The organism is Dysgonomonas sp. Marseille-Q5470 (assembly GCF_951230145.1).
Taxonomy (GTDB): domain Bacteria; phylum Bacteroidota; class Bacteroidia; order Bacteroidales; family Dysgonomonadaceae; genus Dysgonomonas.
Genome location: NZ_CATNVE010000008.1, coordinates 106,175 through 125,733, shown reverse-complemented (window position 1 = coordinate 125,733; position 19,559 = coordinate 106,175). Strand labels below are relative to the sequence as shown.

The 19,559-nt window shown below is 35.9% G+C and carries 12 protein-coding genes; 7 read left to right on the top strand and 5 right to left on the bottom strand.

Translation table 11 applies throughout. The features are described 5' to 3' along the window. Positions 1-7 precede the first annotated feature (7 nt). The 7 genes from QOX35_RS13070 (at position 8) to QOX35_RS13040 (ending at position 10,307) form a co-directional block, all read left to right on the top strand. The gene (locus tag QOX35_RS13070) at positions 8-4,378 is read left to right on the top strand and encodes a type I polyketide synthase (protein ID WP_283687305.1); all 4,371 of its coding nucleotides are present in this window, start codon (positions 8-10) and stop codon (positions 4,376-4,378) included. Then, on the top strand, positions 4,366-4,671 hold the full coding sequence (locus QOX35_RS13065; protein WP_283687304.1) for a phosphopantetheine-binding protein: 306 nt from the start codon (positions 4,366-4,368) through the stop codon (positions 4,669-4,671). The genes QOX35_RS13070 and QOX35_RS13065 overlap by 13 nt, the downstream gene beginning before the upstream one ends. Further along, positions 4,649-5,407 (top strand): alpha/beta fold hydrolase, encoded by a 759-nt coding sequence (locus QOX35_RS13060; RefSeq protein ID WP_283687303.1) that lies wholly within the window; start codon positions 4,649-4,651, stop codon positions 5,405-5,407. Before QOX35_RS13065 ends, QOX35_RS13060 begins: the two co-directional genes overlap by 23 nt. Next, positions 5,404-6,603 carry a glycosyltransferase gene (locus QOX35_RS13055; protein ID WP_283687302.1) on the top strand — a complete coding sequence of 400 codons (1,200 nt, stop codon included), beginning with the start codon at positions 5,404-5,406 and terminating at the stop codon, positions 6,601-6,603. Before QOX35_RS13060 ends, QOX35_RS13055 begins: the two co-directional genes overlap by 4 nt. A gap of 17 nt (positions 6,604-6,620) precedes the next feature. After that, on the top strand, positions 6,621-7,814 hold the full coding sequence (locus QOX35_RS13050) for a glycosyltransferase (protein ID WP_283687301.1): 1,194 nt from the start codon (positions 6,621-6,623) through the stop codon (positions 7,812-7,814). Between the two features lie 109 nt (positions 7,815-7,923). After that, positions 7,924-9,414: a glycosyltransferase family protein gene (locus tag QOX35_RS13045; RefSeq protein WP_283687300.1), complete on the top strand. Its 1,491-nt coding sequence runs from the start codon at positions 7,924-7,926 to the stop codon at positions 9,412-9,414. A gap of 5 nt (positions 9,415-9,419) precedes the next feature. Further along, positions 9,420-10,307, top strand: coding sequence for a 3-hydroxyacyl-CoA dehydrogenase (locus QOX35_RS13040; RefSeq protein WP_283687299.1), 888 nt, complete (start codon positions 9,420-9,422; stop codon positions 10,305-10,307). Positions 10,308-10,373: 66 nt separating this feature from the next. Here QOX35_RS13040 and QOX35_RS13035 read toward each other — a convergent pair whose 3' ends face one another. The 5 genes from QOX35_RS13035 to QOX35_RS13015 all read right to left on the bottom strand — a co-directional run bounded on the left by QOX35_RS13035 (position 10,374) and on the right by QOX35_RS13015 (position 19,335). Next, the gene (locus tag QOX35_RS13035) at positions 10,374-13,262 is read right to left on the bottom strand and encodes a fimbrial protein (RefSeq protein WP_283687298.1); all 2,889 of its coding nucleotides are present in this window, start codon (positions 13,260-13,262) and stop codon (positions 10,374-10,376) included. 45 nt (positions 13,263-13,307) lie between these two features. Continuing rightward, positions 13,308-16,409 (bottom strand): fimbrial protein, encoded by a 3,102-nt coding sequence (locus QOX35_RS13030; RefSeq protein ID WP_283687297.1) that lies wholly within the window; start codon positions 16,407-16,409, stop codon positions 13,308-13,310. A 77-nt stretch (positions 16,410-16,486) separates the two neighbouring features. Beyond that, entirely contained in the window at positions 16,487-17,425 is a 939-nt protein-coding gene (locus tag QOX35_RS13025; RefSeq protein ID WP_283687296.1) for a FimB/Mfa2 family fimbrial subunit, read from the bottom strand. A gap of 136 nt (positions 17,426-17,561) precedes the next feature. After that, the gene (locus QOX35_RS13020; RefSeq protein ID WP_283687295.1) at positions 17,562-18,674 is read right to left on the bottom strand and encodes a hypothetical protein; all 1,113 of its coding nucleotides are present in this window, start codon (positions 18,672-18,674) and stop codon (positions 17,562-17,564) included. 70 nt (positions 18,675-18,744) lie between these two features. Beyond that, complete coding sequence (locus tag QOX35_RS13015; protein WP_283687294.1) at positions 18,745-19,335, bottom strand: DUF3575 domain-containing protein; 591 nt, start codon at positions 19,333-19,335, stop codon at positions 18,745-18,747. Between the last annotated feature and the right edge of the window lie 224 nt (positions 19,336-19,559).

Here is a 19,559-nt window from a genome sequence, read left to right as displayed (position 1 = left end):
CTCAGAAGTGGAAAATAAAAAAGATATAGCAATAGTAGGAATGTCTTGTTTTGCTCCTGAAGCAAGTAATTACACTGAGTATTGGAACAATCTTATCAATGGGGTGGACTGTATTAAGGATGTTCCTGCAGATAGATTGGATCCTAGATATTTTGATGAGACAAAGACTCTGGCTGTAGATCGATTTTACTGCAAACGAGGAGGTTTTATTCCGGATATATTATTTGATCCCATGCAGTTTTCGATCCTACCATTGGCTGTAGAAGGAATGGATACGGCGCATCTTTTAGCATTAAAAAGTGTTTATGAAGCACTGGAAGATGCATCGGTCTTTGAAAAAAATATATCCTTAAAGAAATGCGCATTGGTAATAGGAAAAGGAGCGTATGTGGGATCTGCTATATGGCGAGCGATGGATATTGTTCATGTCAGTCATCAGATAACAGAAGTGGTAAAAAAAGCATTACCCGATTTATCTGATGAAGAACTCGACAAAATAAAAGAACAGTATCAAGCGTCACGAGGGCGTTATCAGGCGGATTCTATGCCCGGGCTTATACCCAATCTGATAGCATCCCTTATTTCTAACAAGTTAGATATGCAGGGACCGTCATATGTAGTTGATGCCGCTTGTGCCAGCTCTTTGATTGCATTGGATCATTGTGTCAAAGAACTAGAAAGTGGAAGATGTGATATTGCAGTTGCAGGGGGAGTTCATGTTGGTCATAATGCTCCGTTTTGGAGTATTTTCTCACAACTTGGAGCTCTATCTCATAAACAACATATCTGTCCATTCAGCGAAAATGCGGATGGTCTACTGATTGGTGAAGGTAGCGGTTTCGTTGTTCTAAAAATGCTGGATAAGGCTATTGCAGACAAAGATCGTATTTATGCAGTCATCAAAGGGGTAGGAGTGAGTAGTGATGGATCAGGAGTTGCCGTAATGGCTCCATCAGTAAAGGGGCAAAAGCTTGCTATAGAAACAGCCTGGGCTAATAGAGATTTAGACAAATCTAAAATTGGTTATTTAGAAGCACATGGCACAGCTACAATGATAGGAGATAAGACAGAGTTACAAACTTTATCAGAAGTGTTTCCAAAAGAAGAATGTGACAAAGATGTACTGATCGGTTCTGTAAAATCTAATATTGGTCATGCTATGCCTGCCGCAGGTATTCTTGGTCTGATTAAAACAGTTTTAGCATTATATACTAGAAAGATTCCTCCAACATTACATTGTGAGCATCCATTAAAGGGGATAGAAAATACCCGTTTCAGACCTGTACAGAAACTTCAGGATTGGGATGAAAATAAGTACCCATTAGTTGCTGGGGTAAATGCTTTTGGTTTTGGAGGAATAAATGCACATGTGATCTTAGAAGCATACGGAGAAAAACGATTTTTAGACGATGATGTTGAGAAAAGCCCATTTCATGATAAAGTAATAGCGATTAGCTCTACCTCCAAAGAAGAGTTAATAAAGACTTTACGTAATGGACAAACAGCATCTTTTAATCAAGACGGAGACTACCGTTTGGTTCTATTCAACCCAACGCCTGATAGGATAGAAAAAGCTATAAAGTTTATTGAAAAAGATTTAATATGGAAAGGGCGTCAAGATATTTGGTTTACAAATAAACCACTTATAAAGAATGGAGGAAAGATTGCTTTTATGTATCCGGGTTATGATACCGGAGTGAATCCTGAAATAGAGAGCCTGATCAACTATTTTAAATTTTCTTTACCGGAAGAGGAATACAGATCAACAGAAAGTAAAATTATAGACAATGTCTTAAGATTGTATCGTATCAACAAAGCGATGGATATGTCGTTGAAGGTATTAAATATAAAATCAGATATGAACGTCGGACACAGCTTAGGTGAATGGTTCGGCGTGGAAGCATCAGGTATGGTATCAGGTAAATCAATCAAAAAACTTATCAACTGCTTAGATGCGAGTCAATATAAAATAGATGGTGTTTTCTTTATTGCAGTCAGTGTAGGGCGGGAGAGGGTTAAGAAATATTTGAATACAATACCCAATCTTTACTTGTCTAATGATAATTGTCCGAATCAAGTATTACTATGCGCTACCGAAGATGCTCTTAATAAGTTGTCCGAATCTCTTAGACAGGAAGATATTTTCTTTCAGGTTTTACCTTATCAATCTGGATTTCATACTCCTTTTATAAGAGATAGGCTTCATCTGCTTGAGGATTCGTTCCAACATCTCGAATTTCTTGATCCGAGTGTGCCAATGTGGTCATCGAATACATTGGAACCTTATCCAACCGAATCTCATGATATTAAAGCATTATCTGTCAAACATCTTATAGAAAGTGTGAGATTTAGAGAGCTTATTGAAAAACTCTATAATGAGGAAAATGTACGCGTATTTATTCAGGTCGGAGGAGGAAGTCTTGTCGGATTTGTAGATGATATATTGGTAAACAAACCCTATAGTTCTATATCTCAGGTCAGCACACAAAGAACTACATTAGAGCAATTGAGACGCGTGATGGCATTGCTTTATATAGAAGGTCGGGATGTAAATATGTCTTTTCTTAATGTAGAGAAACTGAATAAGAAAAAACAGAAAAAAGGGATGAATTTACAAATGCTCATGGGCTTTCAATCAGACTTTCCTCTTTTGAGTGAACATGTCCAAAATCGTCTACAAAAAACGATTTCTGTTGATTTTGACTCATTAGCAATGGACACTTCTCATCCGATAATGGCAGCTCTGAATGAGAATATGAAAGAGATGGCACAAATGCATATGGAACTAGCCGGTCTATTCAAGGAAAGGAATATAAACTATAAAAATATCTCTGCTAATACTCAATCTCAAGTCACGAATACCATTTCGCCTGTTATCGAAAAAGATTTAAAACCTACCGTTATAAAAAATGGGCCTAAAACAGGATCAACATTTGAAGAAGATTTATACGTATCATTAGATACACACCCTACACTAATAGGACACTCATTAGTTAAGCAGCCGGCAAATTGGAACTATGTGGAAGACTTAAATCCTGTAATTCCAATGACTATGACCTTTGAGTTGATAGCTGAAGCTGCACATAGACAGGATTTGTCAAAAAAGATTGTAAGAATTGGGCCTATCAGTGTTTATCAGTGGATGGAAGTTCATACACCCTTTGTACAGAAAATAAATGGTGTGTGGAAGTCTGAAGATTTACTTTCTTTAAACATCAAGAATTATGCATCGGGGGAGGTTACATTAAGAAACACATTTTCTAAGCCTGATTCATATTATGAAAATTATATTGATCTGGGAGAAGATATCCGACCATTACCTACACCAGAGCAAATCTATGAAAAGTATATGTTTCATGGAATTGAATATCAGGGGATAGAAAAGGTTACAAATGTCACAGAAAAAGGTATAAGATCTTATATAAGAAAAAAGGCAGGCAAAGGATCTCTCCTTGATAATATGGGGCAAACTTATGGTTTGTATTTACATCTTATTCTGGATATAAACTATATAACCTTTCCTGTAAAAGTTCAGGAAATTACTTTTTATCAAGATATGCATGATCAAGAAGGATTATTTGAATGTGTCTGTTTGAGTAAAACTATTGATAAAGACTTTACGACAGCAGAAATGATACTGAAAAGAGATGATAAAGTATGGTGTATTGTCAAAGGCTGGCAAAACAGACGATTTGAGTTTGATAGTTTGCTATGGGAGATGACTTTGAATCCTGGAAAAAATTTTATATCGCAACAAATAGCACCTGGAGTATTTTTATCGGAAAGTATATATAATAAGACAGGTGTTTTAGAATTTCTTAGAAAAAGATACTTAAATCAGCCCGAAAAGAAACGACAAGCTTCTCTGCCTCTAAATAAGCGGAAAGATTATCTTACTAGCAGGATTGCTCTTAAAGATAGTTTAAGGTGGTATGTTCAGAATAAGAGTGGTAAATTAACATATCCAATTGAATACTTTATAAAATATGATGATTATGGCAAGCCTTATGTGTATGGTATAGAAGAAACAAAAGGATTAGAAATTTCTTTAGCCCACAAGAATGGAGCCAGTGTGAGCATTGTTTCAGAAAAATCTGTTGGTATCGACATTGAAACAATAGAGGAACGTACAAAAGACTTTTTGGAAATTTCATTCACCCCTTACGAATTCGAATTGATTAAAGACAAGGATATCACAGAATGGAGCACTCGTTTTTGGGTAGCAAAAGAAGCTTATGGAAAAATGTTAGGCGTGGGACTTCAAGGGAACCCTAAACGATATGAAGTAAAAAGAATAAATGAAGACATTCTTTTTATTGAAGATTGTGAAATAAGGATATTTAAATATAAAAACTACATAATAGGATGGACACAATAATCGTAAAAGAAGAAAAAGATCTGGTATTTGAAGTTTTGCATCAGTTTATTTCAGATATAATAGGTGCAGATATAGCAGAAGAACTTGATATAACTCAAAACAGCAATTTTACAAAAGATCTGGAGATGGATAGTATTGAACTTGTATCTTTTGCTGAGAAAGTTAGAATTAAATACGGGACGGATATAGACTTTACAAAATGGTTGTCAGCAATGGATCTTGATCAGATTGTAAAGTTAAATATAGGAGATATTGTAAACTTTATTGTTGATGGCAATCATTCAGATAAATAACAAGAAAATCCATGTATTGGAAATGAATTGTGAAGCATCTCAGGCTATTGTGATGATTCATGGTATGTTTACCAATATGTCAGTATTCTACTTTAACATAGCCCCTGAACTGGCTAAACATTTTCATGTTGTATTATATGATTTGCAAAGCCACGGTATGAGTGAACGTGTTGACTGTGGATATAATCTTGAGGCGATGTCTGATGACTTGATAGCTCTACTTGATGTTCTGAATTTAAAGAAAGTACACTTGGTTGGATACAGCTATGGTGGTCTTATAGCCTTAAAAACGGTAATGCTTTATCCTGATAGGGTGGAAAAACTAAGCCTGATAGAGTCTCCCAAGCCGGATGAAGGTGATGCTCCTGAAGTACTCCAGAAATATGGAAATAAATTTATAGATCAGTATTTGAATAACTATGCTGAGTCTACATCTTTACAGCCCGGAAAAAGACAGATTGAAAAGAATAGAAAACTCTATGAATACTTATTCAACCATACTTCAATTAAGGAAGATTTTGATATAGATAATAATTTGTTTGATATATTATCTACCAATTCTATTAAAGTGCCAACCTTATTATTATATGGCTCTGATTCGGATTGTTTATTAGCCGGAAATCTATTGAAAGAAATTATTCCAAATTCTTATTTATTAGAAGGGAGTGGCGATCATAACTTGCCTATTCAAAAACCACAATGGATTATTGAAAAACTATTAGAATTTATGAAATGAAAGGCCGATTTTTATTTATAGTTCCGCCACTTACAGGTCACGTTAATCCTACCTTAGGTTTGGGGGCTGAATTGCTTAAAAATAAACATGATGTGGCATGGATAAGCATTGATCCTCAATTAGAAGAAAGAATACCCAACGGCGGCACATTTCTTTTACTCGATGCTGATATAAGTGAAGCTGATAAAGAACAGATAAAAAATGAAATTCTGGAGCTTGGAAAGAAAGCTGTTTATGGTCTTGATAGTTTGAAATTTTTGTATGATGAAGTATTAGTTCCAATGAATATGGGGATGTATGAAGGTGTAAAGAAACTTATTGATGCTTATAAACCTGACATCATTATTAATGATCATCAGATATTTGCTGCAGCAGTAGCTGCAATACAAAAGAATATACCTTATGTAACATCTGTAACTGCTCCGGCGGCAATAAAGGTAAACGAAGCTTTACCGACGATTCATGTATGGGAAGGAGACCAGATTATAAAGTTTCAAAAGAGTGTAGGGCTTGATATCCATAAGCGTTTAGATTGCTCCAAATTACTTACAATTGTATATACTTCTAAAAAATTATTTGGAGATTCTAACTTAGATAATTATTACCAATTCGTAGGTCCAGTAATCAATAGAGGAGATTTGACCGATGATTTTGATTGGCATAAACTTCAATCAATGAATGATCTTCCTAAAATACTAGTCACAATAGGAACAACATTTGATCACAACCTCAAACGACAATTTCTAAGGAAAGTGACAGAGGCTTTCGAGAATGATATGATAGGAATCGTAATTGTTTCCGATCCTGAGTTGTTTGACTATATACCTCAAAATTTTATAGTATGTAGACGCATTCCACAACTTAAACTTATCCCTCTAATGGATGTTTTAGTATGCCACGGAGGACACAATACTGTTTGTGAATCATTGTCATATGCCAAACCTTTGGTCGTTTTACCTATTGCCTATGATCAATCCTATGTTGCAAGTACAGTTGTAGATAGCGGATCAGGAATACGATTAAACTTCAATCGATTTAAGGCACAGCAATTGAAAGATGCTGTCAACGAAATTCTCCATGACAAGAAATATTCAGAAAATGCCCAGGCAATACAAAAATCATTTGAAGAAGCGGGAGGCGTTGCTAAAGCAGTAAAATTATTAGAAAATATACTTACAAAACAAATAGGTCTATAACCTTAAAATAGAATTAAATGTCTAAATTTTTATTTGTAATTCCTCCTTTCTGGGGGCATATAAACCCCACATTAAGTATAGGAGGCACTCTCTTAGAAAGAGTCCATGATGTTGCTTGGGCGGGTATGACCAAACTCAATATGAAACTCTTTCCTTTAGGAGCAAAATACTTCTATATGGAAAAAACAGAGAGTAAAAACAAAAAAGAGATAGAACGAATAATCTTGCTGCAAAATAAGGGCGCTAATATGCCGGCACTTGAAGCTCTTAAGTTAGGATTGGAAGATACCTATATTCCTTTTGCTAGGATGATGATAGACGAGTTTAATGAGATTGTAGAGCAATATAAACCCGATGTAATAGTGAATGATTGTATTACTTTTGTTGGTGGACTGTCCGCTCAATTAAAAAATATTCCATTTGCCACTATAACGCCTATTACACCTAATGCTCTGAACGACCCTCAAAGTGCACCTAAAGTTACAGAATGGGTACATAAATCAATCATTGATTTACAACGTTTTGTTGGAATAGATGGGGATGAAGAGTTTGTGCAGTCTAAGCTATTGAATATGTACTATACCTCACAGCTATTTTGCGGTTTAGATAATGCTTCTGTACCACCCTATATGAAGTTTATAGGGGCATTGACAGGTAGACCGGATAATACTCCATTCGATTGGAAAAAGCTTGAGGCAATGGGTGACCACCCTAAGATATACATTTCGATAGGAACAGTATTGGTCCAAAGTCGGAAAGATTTCTTTAGCCGCATGATTGACGCGTTAAAAGATAAGCCTGTTACTGTTATAGCGGCTGCAGATCCTAACATATTGGATGAATGGCCTGAGAACTTTATAGTGCAAGGATATGTTCCTCAATCGGAATTATTGAAACATATAGATGTTGTAATCGGACATGGTGGGTTAAATACAACTTGCGATACATTTATGAATGGTATACCTATGCTCATTATCCCGATGGCCTTCGATCAATCGCATACAGCACAACTGATTCAAAACTACGGCTGTGGTATTCGCATTAAATATAGTCGTATTCGCATTCAAGACATCGAACATGCAGTAGATGAGCTATTATACAATCCTACATATAAAAAAGCGGCTAAAGAGATTCAACAATCTTTTATAAAAGCGGGTGGCAATAAAAGAGCTGCCGAATTATTGGAAGAAATTATAACTGTAAAACAGTAACTAAAAAGAATATAATTTGAGCATGAGCGTTTTTAACCCACTGACCGAAAATAAAATAATAATACTCCTCGGTTGTTATGTTTTTTTTCTATTAATCATATGTTCTCACATGTCTCCTTTGTATTATTCAAATGAATGGGCAGATGTAAATATTTACTTTAATGTAGCAAAAGCTATGTTTAATGGCAGAACCCTTTATAATGAATCTTTTGATCATAAAGGGCCTCTTATTTTCTTTATATATGGTCTGGGATATCTTATATCAAATAATTCTTTCTTCGGAATGTTTCTGATTCAATGGACTGCATGGTTTATAATGGTTTATTATATCTATAAGCTATCTAAATTATATTTGGATAATGCTTTTGCATACATAGTAGCTATTATTTTCCCTGTCTTTATACTGAAAATAATGAAAGCGGGAGGATCAGCAGAAGAGTTTATTCTTGTTTTCGAATGTATTAGTTTATATTACTTTGTCAGATATTTTAAAGGAAAAGGTGTATTTATCCATAAGCCGTCAGTAATGTTTATACATGGAATTATGTGTTCTATGGTACTTTTCATAAAACTCAATTTGTTGGCTTTTTGGTTCTTTCCTTTAGCTGCTATATTTTTTAATCTTTTACGGAAGAGAGCGTTCAAAAATTTTGCAGTAAATATGGTTGCATATATTGCAGGACTTTTGATTATTGCAACTCCTATTCTTTTGTACCTCTATGTTAATGACGCACTCCAAGAAGCATACTCTATTTATATTGATTTGAATAGAAAATACGCAGAATTACAGACGATAAGTAGCTCTCTGCAATTGGTATTGCTCCGTGTTGTATACCTGTTTATGGATCCTTTTGCACTTTTCTTTATGGCACTTATTGGAGTTTTTTATTTTCCAGTAAAACATATTAAGTATACTTTAGGTAAATATGCTTTACTATTATCCGGAGTCGCTCTTTACATTATTATATTTATGTCTCCGGTTTTTCAAATGTATTATCCTGTTGTATTTCTTGTTTTTAGCTTATTGGGTGTACTAAGTTTGTTTATATACATATCCGGTTTTATAACGATAGTAAAATATATTACACCTGCTTTTTTACTTATCATTACAAGTTGTATGATATATATAGGCTATAGTCAGACTGATTTGGGGAATAGTAAAATCGCCGGGACTACAGTTTCTTTGAAGCCGGGATTACTTACACAGAAAATTCATGATGAAATTGTTAAGGAACAAAATCCGACACTCCTAAATGTAGGTTTTGGTCTGGGTAATAGCTTATTTACAACATGTAAAATTGTTCCTAATATTCGTTATTTTGTTTCACCTAATCTAACATATGAATCATATCCTCAAATGCGTGATGAACAGACAAGGTATATTGAAAATAAAGAAATCAAGTTTATAGTTATACCCTTGCCTCTATTGGATATAGATGGAAGCACAAAAGTGCAGAAGAGACGGAAAATTGGAAATCAAGAATATTTTTTAAATCTCCCTGCTTTCAAAGAAAATTACACTTTAATTTTAACAGACACGATTATCAATACGATAGATGAAAAAAATATAGAGATACTTCAACTATACAAACTAAAATAAAGAAGATGAATAAAATATCCAATGTAACTATTCTAGGGGGTGGTAATATGGGCTCTCAAATTGCATTTCAGACAGCTTTTAAAGGATTCAATGTCACGATATATGACATCAATGTAGACTTATACAGTCAGGGGATTGAAACCCTTGAATTACTAAAGAACATATATCTGAGAGAGGCTCATGCTAACGAAGAAGAAATGGATGCCGCTTTTAATAATATTTCGTATTCTTTTAATCTGTCTGAAGCTGTTCAAGATGCTGATATTACAATAGAAGCTATACCCGAGAATATGGAAATAAAACAAAAATTATACACAGAGTTGGGTAGGGTTGCTCCTGCAAAGACAATTTTTACTACTAATTCATCAACAATTTTGCCCAGCGATTTGATGAAGTTTACAGGGCGTCCCCAAAAATTCCTGGCATTACATTTTTCTAATTTATTATTTCACTGCAATATTGCTGAAATTATGAAATCATCAGAGACTGATGCTGAAACGTATAATACTGTTATAGAATTTGCTAAAGCTATTGGAATGATTCCTGTCCTTGTAAAACAAGAGCAACGTGGTTATATATTAAATTCATTGTTAATGCCTTTTATGGCAGCTGCTACCGAACTCTACCTAAAGGGTGTTGGCGATATTGAAACCATCGATAAAACATGGCGTATCGCAACAGGCTCACCTGTTGGTCCTTTTGAAATATATGATATAGTTGGTATAAATACAGTCTATAATATAGCCGCTAATGGAGATCTGAAAGCAAAATTATTTGCACAATATCTAAAAGACAATTTTATAAAACAAGGAAAACTGGGATATCTCTCAGGAGAAGGGTTTTATAAATATCCAAAAGAAAAAGAAGTAAACATCAATAAAATAAAGAAATGACAAAAGGGAGATATGTAGGATTAAAGCCTATATATCTTCCCTTCAAGTTATAACTGGTTTTAAAAGTTACTCTTCTACTACACAACGCACACAAAAGCCTAAAGTACGAAAAAGTTCATAATTGGTTGTTATCAAATTGCCATTAGCAAAAGTCATGGCATAGTTATTGGGTCCGTTAGCGGATGAAGACCAATACATTCCATTTGTTCCGATTTGAACAAGACTATTATTTGTATCTCGATATCCTGATGCTGGGAAAAATGGAGAACCTGTATCTAACTTATTATATCCTCTGTCGAAAGACTGAGTTCCATCAGCTAGGGTAGAGGTATATGATACAAACGGACCTACTATTGAATAACTGGATACATCATTAAATTCGTTAGAAGTAGGCATTCGCCATTTTTTACCAGGAGGCGCCCATCCTTTTTCTGTTAAGTATCTGCAAATATCGCCAACGCCTGTCGATGCATTCGTTATTTCATAGAGGTATGCACGGTCAAGATTTGTTTTTCCCGAAGGAGGATTACTGTTTACATTGGTTATAGGATATGGAATTGCAGACCATTCTATGTTTGATGTCGTTCCGCCCAAAGGAGGATATAATACTGTTGCCAAAGAATAGGCACCTATAGGTGAAATAGCATATAAGCTACCTCCTTGAAAGTATACTCCCTGATAAGTCTTGTGTGTGGTTACACCGACATCATCGAAAGTCAAATGCCCTGAAACAAGATCGTAATATATATTACTGCCAGCCCATCCTTTATGAGCTTTAGGATAATATTCATTAGTTATATTTAATACAAGAGTTACATCATTGAACTTCTTGGGAGAGTCGGTACTTTCAAAAACTACTGTTACCTGTCCTGCCACACTTATGGCATTCCCTACTACTCTAAAATTAACAGCAGTACCTGTTCCAGTATTAGCGGAACCAACTGCTCCAACTTTTAAGTTGTCTGAAGCTTGCAGATTCAAAAGAGAACCACTACCTGTCGTTATATTTTCAGTGATGGCTTTTATACGCCAACCGGCATTACTTCTCACATTAAACGTATATGTATTTCCATTTGTCCAGTACGAACTGCTAACATTGCTGAACACAATGTTGTAAGTCGATTGCCTTAAGAATATACTCTCAGTTATATTATTAGTACCATTGGATACTGTGAAGTCTATTTTTGATATTTTCACAAGAAACGGATTATCTAAAAGCTCGGAATCAGAAATACCTGGGGGTTGTATTGTAAATAATTTCTCTCCTGAAGGATCACTTATACTAGACTGCAAACCAACGGAAGGCAAACCTGAAGAAACGTCTAACGAGAGCCCTGTACTACCTATCACATAATGAGTTGCTGTAACAGATGAAGATTCTGGAACCCACTTTATTTTAAATTGTTGGGCGTCAGGTTGAGTATTTATTGGTGCTGCAAATATCAATTCTGTGATTTTTCGAGTTCCTGCAGTATTTTTTATACTTAATGTTATAGCTGCATTTATATCTTGCGCCACTTTGATTATATAAGTAAGTCGCCCTGCTTTCAAATGGATAAAACCAATACGGACTAAGCCACTTACATTTTCCGTCAGACCAACTTTAAGGTTGGAAATTACACCCGAAGAACCAGATGAAACAGAAGTTCCTGATGTGGATAACAAACTTACCCAATTAATATTGTTGCCTTGCGCATCTACTATTTTATCTACAGTCCACCCTAAAGGATTATCAGTTGTAACTGCAAGCGTATTGTTTTCATCACTAGCTGTTTGAATATCTCTGGGAAAAGAAAATTCTCCGGCGGAAACTCCGAGCATGTATTGTCCGTCAAAAACAACGTCACTCATCAAAGCGTCATTCCATTGGATAATTTCAGCTTTAATATTAACCGGACGAGAATTGAAAGCATCTGTTGGAGTCGCCAATCCTGAACCACTAATTTCAGATATATTTACTTTATAATGATGATTTCTGAGTAAAGCAAGATAGGTGGTAACGCCTGAAGATGTTTGTGTAAAATCGATCCGATAATAAGTCGGTTGGGCATCGCCCGTATAAGTTCCACCGATAACCAGACAGGTATTATCTTGTAAAGATGATGAACTCCCGGCTAATGCTTCAAAAGTGTAGATTTCTCCTATGCTAGAAATTCCCGGTGTTGTAATGGCATCTTCATCATACACAAGTGGGTTCAGTGACGCATTTGCAGGTTTCTGTGCTGAAGTAGGAACCGAAGGAGATGTTACTTTTCCTTGTAATGCATTCCAATTTGACGATACAGGAGCAATTCCACCTTTATTATTATAGTTATAAAGGCGTATGCTTTCCAGTACAAATTTACTTGTGGCATCTACATGAGTAAGTGCTACATCTATTTTGGAAACCATACGAACCAGATTGACCGGATTATTAATGACTGTATTGCCATCTACAGAGAGTGATGTCAATTCTCCCCACATTGGTATGGGAACGTATCCTCCGGATAGAGGATCGGTGTTCCATTTTCCCGCATTCGACAATAGTAATTTTTCCATAACCGAAGATTTTTCCTCTCCTTCACTTATGTTGCTTAAAGCGTTAGCTAGGCTCTGTCGGGAATTTGCCAGAATTACCACATTATAATTTCCTTCCGGAATTTTTACAGAAAAAGTCTTAACCTTACTATCTGTAGGATTCGTATTTATAACATTACTATACAAAGGTTGATATGTGTATTTCCCGTCTAGGTCGAACAACAAAACTTCTATACTTCGCACATCATTCTCATCATCTTCATCCAAAGAAGATTTAAGACCCGATGAACCTGGAACTACTACTGAAAATAACATATCCATGACATTCTTATTTTCTGTCGATACATATTCGGTATCACTGCATGAAGGCATAGAGATGCCTAATGATAACAAAACAAGTATAGCTCCATATATAGTCAATTTGATAATTACTCTCATAATTTATTCGTGTTTATAATTTCTAAGCCGATACCTCTAGGCTATTTATTGTTCGGATACGCATCGAATACAAAAACCTCCGGCACGGTAAGTTGGTTGCCCAATCCATAAATTTGTAATATTAAATTTCATATTGAATCCGTATACACCAGTAGCTGTGGCAGCCCAATATATTCCGTTGTAACTAACGTTTGTCAAACTTCCACTTCCATCTGTCCGATAACCTGCCGCAGGATACCAGTTTCCGTAGCCAGTCCATGTCATTCCCGAGGTATTCCATGTAGTACTATTTTGTCCCATATCAAAATTACTACTGCCCCATGTTCCTTGTTGAGGTACACGCCATCCAACAGGGCATGGATCATAAACTGTTTTAGTTGCTGGTCCCCAAAGAGCATTGTTTTGTGCTGTTCCATTGGTATACCAATCAAAATTGGGTGTTGCGCCATAGTAGAAAGTTAATGGATATGCTATAGAATTGGCCAAGTTGTTGGATTCTGCGACCTGTATTTTAGATACTGATGTGGTGCCTGATGACGTATATAGAATAGGTTCATCGGTTCCTGTTAATGTTGACGAATTCGGGAACGGATCTTTACGTCCCCATTGATATAATAGACCTTTTGCTTCCACTGTGTTTGAGGTGTTCCCCAAGGCACCAAGGTTGCGATCCATAAATTTGCCGATACCTAAGGCTGACGGAGTATAGTTAGTTACCCATATATGCCATGACCAAAGTGTTTTGTTTGAAGCATTTTTAATCTCTACAACTGCATTTCCTTGGATACTCCCCGGTTTTACTAGAACATAGCCCGATGCACCTGTGCCAACAGCCTGAAGGATGCTTATATTTGAATTAGATGCTATTTTATTTGTATTATCAGTCCAAAGAAGCCCCGCCGTAAAACTATCTGAAGTACCAAGTTGAATGCCGGCAGCAGATTCGTTAGCTCTACTTACAGGGATTAGTATTCCTGTACCTCCCGGACTTACAATATAAGAATTTGATTTAGGCTGTATGATACCGGCATAGCAAGGCAAAGTAATATCTGTATCTGCGAAACGTCCTTGTGGGCTCTTAATTGTCAGCACTACATCTCTATTATAAAGTGTAGGATTCGTTATATCATTGATTATGTTGAAATATACTCTCGTCCCATTCGTATTGCCCCCTCCAGAGGTGGTTGTCAAAGTTTGTAATACATTATCAGGATTACTTTTGACCTCAACGGTGAAATTTGTATTAGACTTAATAGTAAAATACTTCTGAGTCCCATCCATCAGATAATATGTATCTTTTTCTGTAGAGATATTGTATTTTACCTGTCTAAGAAAAATACTTGCGGTTAAGAAAGTGTATGGATCACCTATTCTGAAATCGACAACAGATACTTTTTCGAGAAAAGGATTTATTGCATATTCAGCAGATGTAATAGCTGTAGGACGTACTGTAAAAGTTTTTTCGCCAGAAGCATCATTGATCAAGGTCAATGCTCCCGAACCAGGCTGATCTGATGACCCATCGAATGAAAAGCCCACATTATAAAGATCAGTACGACTTGATGAAACTGTGAATACCGAAGGATTCCATTTGAGTTTGAATTGTTGTGCTGCCGGCTGAACATCAGCCGATGAGATAAATACCAGCTCGGAAATTTCTTTTCCAGACATATCAGTAATCGTAAGTTCCAGGTTTAGTTCGGCTTTTTGAGTTATCTTTACAGTGTGAGTTAACCGCCCTGCACTAAGATGAATAAAGGCAACGCGATCTAATCCGCTAGTATTTTCTGTCATATTAAGCTTAAGATCACTTACACTGCCCGAAGTTCCTGCCGTTACCGGAGTCCCTATCATAGACACTACACTTAGCCAACTTATAGAGCTTCCTCCTGCATCGGTTATTTTTTCGATCTTCCATCCTGAAGGAAAATCTGTTGTTATAGAAAATGTATTATCTGTACTCGAAATAGTTCGTACTTTACGGGTAAAGGTCATTTCTCTTTGTGACACACCCAGCATATATTGTCCATCAAAAACTATATCACCTATTTTTGCATTATCCCACATAATGACATTAGCCTCTATATTTACCGGCAGAGAATTGAACGCATCGGTTGGGGTTGTCCAACCGCGTCCACTAACTTTCGTTATATTCACTTTATAATAATGGTTTCTGAGTAGAGGTAGGTAAGTGGTGACCGATGAAGAAGTACGGGCAAAGTCTACACGGTAATATGTTGGTTGACTATCACCGGTATATGTACCTCCTATTACCAGACAGGTCGCATCTTGCATCGATGACGAATTTGCCCTGATAGCCTCAAATGTATATATTTCACCTGATGATGCGGTCTGATCTATGTTAATAGCTGTATCATCGTATACCAAAGGTCCTTGTGTAAGAGTAGAGCCTGCAGGGATACTGGCATCTGTAACAATACTTTGAGTCTGATCCCAATTACTCGAAACCGGGGCAATATATCCTTTATTATTATAATTATAGAGACGTATACTTTCTAGGGTAAAATTATCCGTAGCATCAGTATTAGTAAGTGCCACGTCGATTTTTGATACCATACGCACCAAATTAACGGGTGTGTTATTTGATAATCCTGCATTTACCGTGATAGATGGTATTTCTCCGAACATCGGAATAGGAGTGTATCCCGTAGATACCTGATCGGTATTCCATTTCCCATTATTGGAAATAATAAGCTTGTCTAATACTGAGGTTTTGGAATCTCCTTCTTCAATGCTGCTGATAATTCCTGATATCGCCTCCCGGGCATTCGCAAAAATCAACATATTATATGTTCCTTCGGGAACTTTTATAGTGAAGGTTTTAATGTTGATGTCATCTTCATCTGTATTGATAACATTACTATATATTGGTTGATAAGTATATTCCCCGTTATTATCGAATAAAAGCACTTCAATGCTCCGAACTTCATTTTCATTATTTTCATTCAGCGATTTTGTTTTAGGTAGCGACGCTCCGGGAATCTTTACCGAAAAGGTTACTTCTTTTGTTTCCACACCAAAAATCGGTGCAAACTCATTGTCACGACACGAATTGAATAATATTCCTGCTAAAAATAATAATACAATGATGCTTTTTTGTCTCGTATCAATTTTTCTGATTCCCATATACTAATCTTATTTCTATATTATGATCTACGCAAGCTGAAAAGCGCCCTAATACTCCACTTGTGCAATAATATCTTCTATAATTCTGGTGTCACCGGTATTTGCCACCATTCTGGAACACTTATTTCAACAGAGGCTTCTTTATATTCTACCAGTATCGGTATCACAGCCTCTTCTTTACCTTCTACTGTTATATTATTTTTTTTCATAAAGTCAGTCAGACCAATTGATGTAATCATACTACCGTCTGAACTCTTTTTTATTTGTATATTAATTGGATTATCATCCTTAAAGCGAAGTGTATTAAATGTTATAGATGCGACTTTCTCTCCCGAAATATTCTCAAATACAGATGTATTAAGGTAACGTATAGGGGTACCTATAGCCTGCATCTCGAAGTTATAAGTACTGGGTACCTCTGTCATTTCTACTATCGGCGCAAGAAGATTTCCCTGAGTGTCTTTATCTACAAGCCCCTTTACATATACTTGTACTTTTATGAATGCCCGGCGAAAATCGAGTATCCGTTCTATTATCGTTTCGGATACAGTCGTAACTTTTAAAGATGGGGATAATACAGTATTATCCAATGCATAATATAATGTATCTCCATCTATAGCTGAAGTTCCATTTCGGAGGGACATATTACAAACAAAAGCATCTTTCATGAGACTGCTTGTGCTTAGTGGGCTAACAAAACTTTTACCAGAAGCGTTTCCCCAACATACTATACGATAGTTGCCTGGTTCTAAGTTCAAGCTAACTCCGGCAAAATTAGTTAATGCATCTATATCTGCATCTTGTGACATTACATACTCTCCGTTTTCCCTAAAAACAAATACATCAACTTTTTTTATCTTTTTTATAAAAAGCTCTCCGGATTCATTGCTTACATAACGGAACTTAATCACAAAATTGTTTTCGATATCAGTTGGGCAATCCTCATAGTCATCATCTATACAGCCATTGAATGCCAAGACAGAAAATAATCCAAAAAACAAATAAAACAACCTCATATATAAGACCTTTAGATTAGGTATTAAGCTACAGATTTCTATTGTAGCTTGTATTATTTTTAGCCAAAGCTTTTGTTAGATTACAAAATGATTCTTTGGAGGAAGAATATTCTTTCTCCAAAGAATACTATATCAATTAAAGTTCAGGTGTCACACCTACTACAGACCAAGTTGCCAAACTAACAGTTACTTCTACATCAATTGGGCTTAAGTTAGGTATCGATGATAAATCTGTTTCTTTAAAAGTCAGTGCTCCTGCAGCAATATTATAGATTTCACCCGATTTGATACTCGTTAGAGACGCTCCACCGGAAACAGCTTTAAAGCCTTTAATCGTAATAAACTGAGGACTAGTATATGTGGAGAGGTCATTTGTTTGTATATCACTTAAGCGGATAATTATGCGAGGGACCGTACTACCGGTAGAAGATGCAAATAAATTATATGCCCATATTGTGCCAATAACAGGCTTAGCAACCTTTGAAACAGCAGTCAGTGCCGGATCATAAAAATCATAAATAGCAGGTTTTAGTCCGGCTGGATATTCAGCGCTTTCATCTCCAAAAGGTGCTGCAAAGGCTCCATTTTCAACAAAATCGGCAACATCTACACTTCCATCTACAACAGCTTGCTTGTAATAATTATCGATGAAGATTCCATCTACCTTGAAGCTTGTAATAACACCTGAAGCTGTAATATCAGTTAATTCGACCCGAGCCACAGTTGGATTAAGATCGATTTCAGATGTATAAAATGTATTAGGCAGCACAGGAGGGGTAAGCGTGTTAGTTCCGTATAGGTTCACGTCTTCTATGTCATCCTGTGATGCCACTTGTAATAAATATTCCTTTACTGCAGAAATATTTCCCGATGAAGGAAGACCGGAAGTATTGCCTACAACATACACAGCAAAAGTGTTTCCGGGCAGGTTTGTTATTAATGCTCCACTTTCGGCATCTGTAATATTAATATTCGTCGCACTAGCAGCAGTAGTTGTCAGTGTATAATGTTTTAATATGGCTCCTGATGAATTTACAAAATATAAATTTCCTGATTGGAGGACGACATCATCCCCATTTCCAACAGGAGTACCCACAGAACGGAGAGAAGAGCCACTTTTACCTAGTTTTAGGAATACGCTTTTAGGTTGTTTATCTACATCCTCTGTATCATCACCATTGGAACAGCCGTTAAAGCTCATTAATAGAGCCAAAATTAATAAAGTTAAATAACTGATTTTCGTTTTCATACGCTCTTGAATTTTTAATTAAATTGAATGTGATTAATAGTGTGAATTGTAAAAGAATTATTTATACCTATTATTTAAGAATGTAAATAAGTGAGAGTCCTATTTTAGTAGGGCCAAAATAATTTTTATGTCCATTACCGAGTTCTTGCCCGCATGTCTCGCAATCATAGCGTGCATAATCGAAATAAATGTATCCGACTCCTATAGTTGCCTCTAAATTCCATCCTGGAAAAAGAGGCCATTGATACCCATAGGATATACCTAATCCGTACCCATCTCCCTGATAACGATAATTATTTAAGGACCCGAATGGCAGATTCCCGACATTATAATGGCTATAGAGAATATGTCCTCCTACAAAATGCTTGTTGTATGGTTTGTTGATCCAGTAACGTAATTCGGGCTGGAAAAGAATGTGCTTTAATTTTTTATTTTTAGAGAATGTCCAAGGGTTGTAGTTTATCGAAAAATCAAAACTTAGATAATCCAAAAATCGATATTCAATACCGATATTTAGAGTTGTTGTGATATCATAAACCAAATTAGATTTGAGTCCAAGAATGTCTTGAGACGATTCAGTTTTCTCTGGCATAGCCTGACTATTGCCCTGCAAAAAGTTCACACTAATAATAAGTGTGAAAAATATTATTTTCTTAGTCATCGGATGTTATTGAGTAGTTACATCATTGGTTTTGTAGAAACCAATCTGATTTTCACGTTTTTATCCTTTTTATAAAAGTTTTTGTCTCCTTTAGAGTTGATGATTGCAGGCTTATTGCCTACCAAGATGATATTACTTTCTAAGGATGAGTAATTCTCCTTAGGTCTCTATTATTTGAATTTAAAAGTTTTTAGACTATCAAAGTGTAGAATTTGTATTCTATC

What these genes read in the sequence shown, in the direction of transcription:
- QOX35_RS13065 (WP_283687304.1), top strand. Translation starts at nt 4,366, where the DNA reads ATGGACACAATAATCGTAAAAGAAGAAAAAGATCTGGTATTTGAAGTT.
- QOX35_RS13060 (WP_283687303.1), top strand. Translation starts at nt 4,649, where the DNA reads ATGGCAATCATTCAGATAAATAACAAGAAAATCCATGTATTGGAAATG.
- QOX35_RS13055 (WP_283687302.1), top strand. Translation starts at nt 5,404, where the DNA reads ATGAAAGGCCGATTTTTATTTATAGTTCCGCCACTTACAGGTCACGTT.
- QOX35_RS13050 (WP_283687301.1), top strand. Translation starts at nt 6,621, where the DNA reads ATGTCTAAATTTTTATTTGTAATTCCTCCTTTCTGGGGGCATATAAAC.
- QOX35_RS13045 (WP_283687300.1), top strand. Translation starts at nt 7,924, where the DNA reads ATGTCTCCTTTGTATTATTCAAATGAATGGGCAGATGTAAATATTTAC.
- QOX35_RS13040 (WP_283687299.1), top strand. Translation starts at nt 9,420, where the DNA reads ATGAATAAAATATCCAATGTAACTATTCTAGGGGGTGGTAATATGGGC.
- QOX35_RS13035 (WP_283687298.1), bottom strand. Translation starts at nt 13,262, where the DNA reads ATGAGAGTAATTATCAAATTGACTATATATGGAGCTATACTTGTTTTG.
- QOX35_RS13030 (WP_283687297.1), bottom strand. Translation starts at nt 16,409, where the DNA reads ATGGGAATCAGAAAAATTGATACGAGACAAAAAAGCATCATTGTATTA.
- QOX35_RS13025 (WP_283687296.1), bottom strand. Translation starts at nt 17,425, where the DNA reads ATGAGGTTGTTTTATTTGTTTTTTGGATTATTTTCTGTCTTGGCATTC.
- QOX35_RS13020 (WP_283687295.1), bottom strand. Translation starts at nt 18,674, where the DNA reads ATGAAAACGAAAATCAGTTATTTAACTTTATTAATTTTGGCTCTATTA.
- QOX35_RS13015 (WP_283687294.1), bottom strand. Translation starts at nt 19,335, where the DNA reads ATGACTAAGAAAATAATATTTTTCACACTTATTATTAGTGTGAACTTT.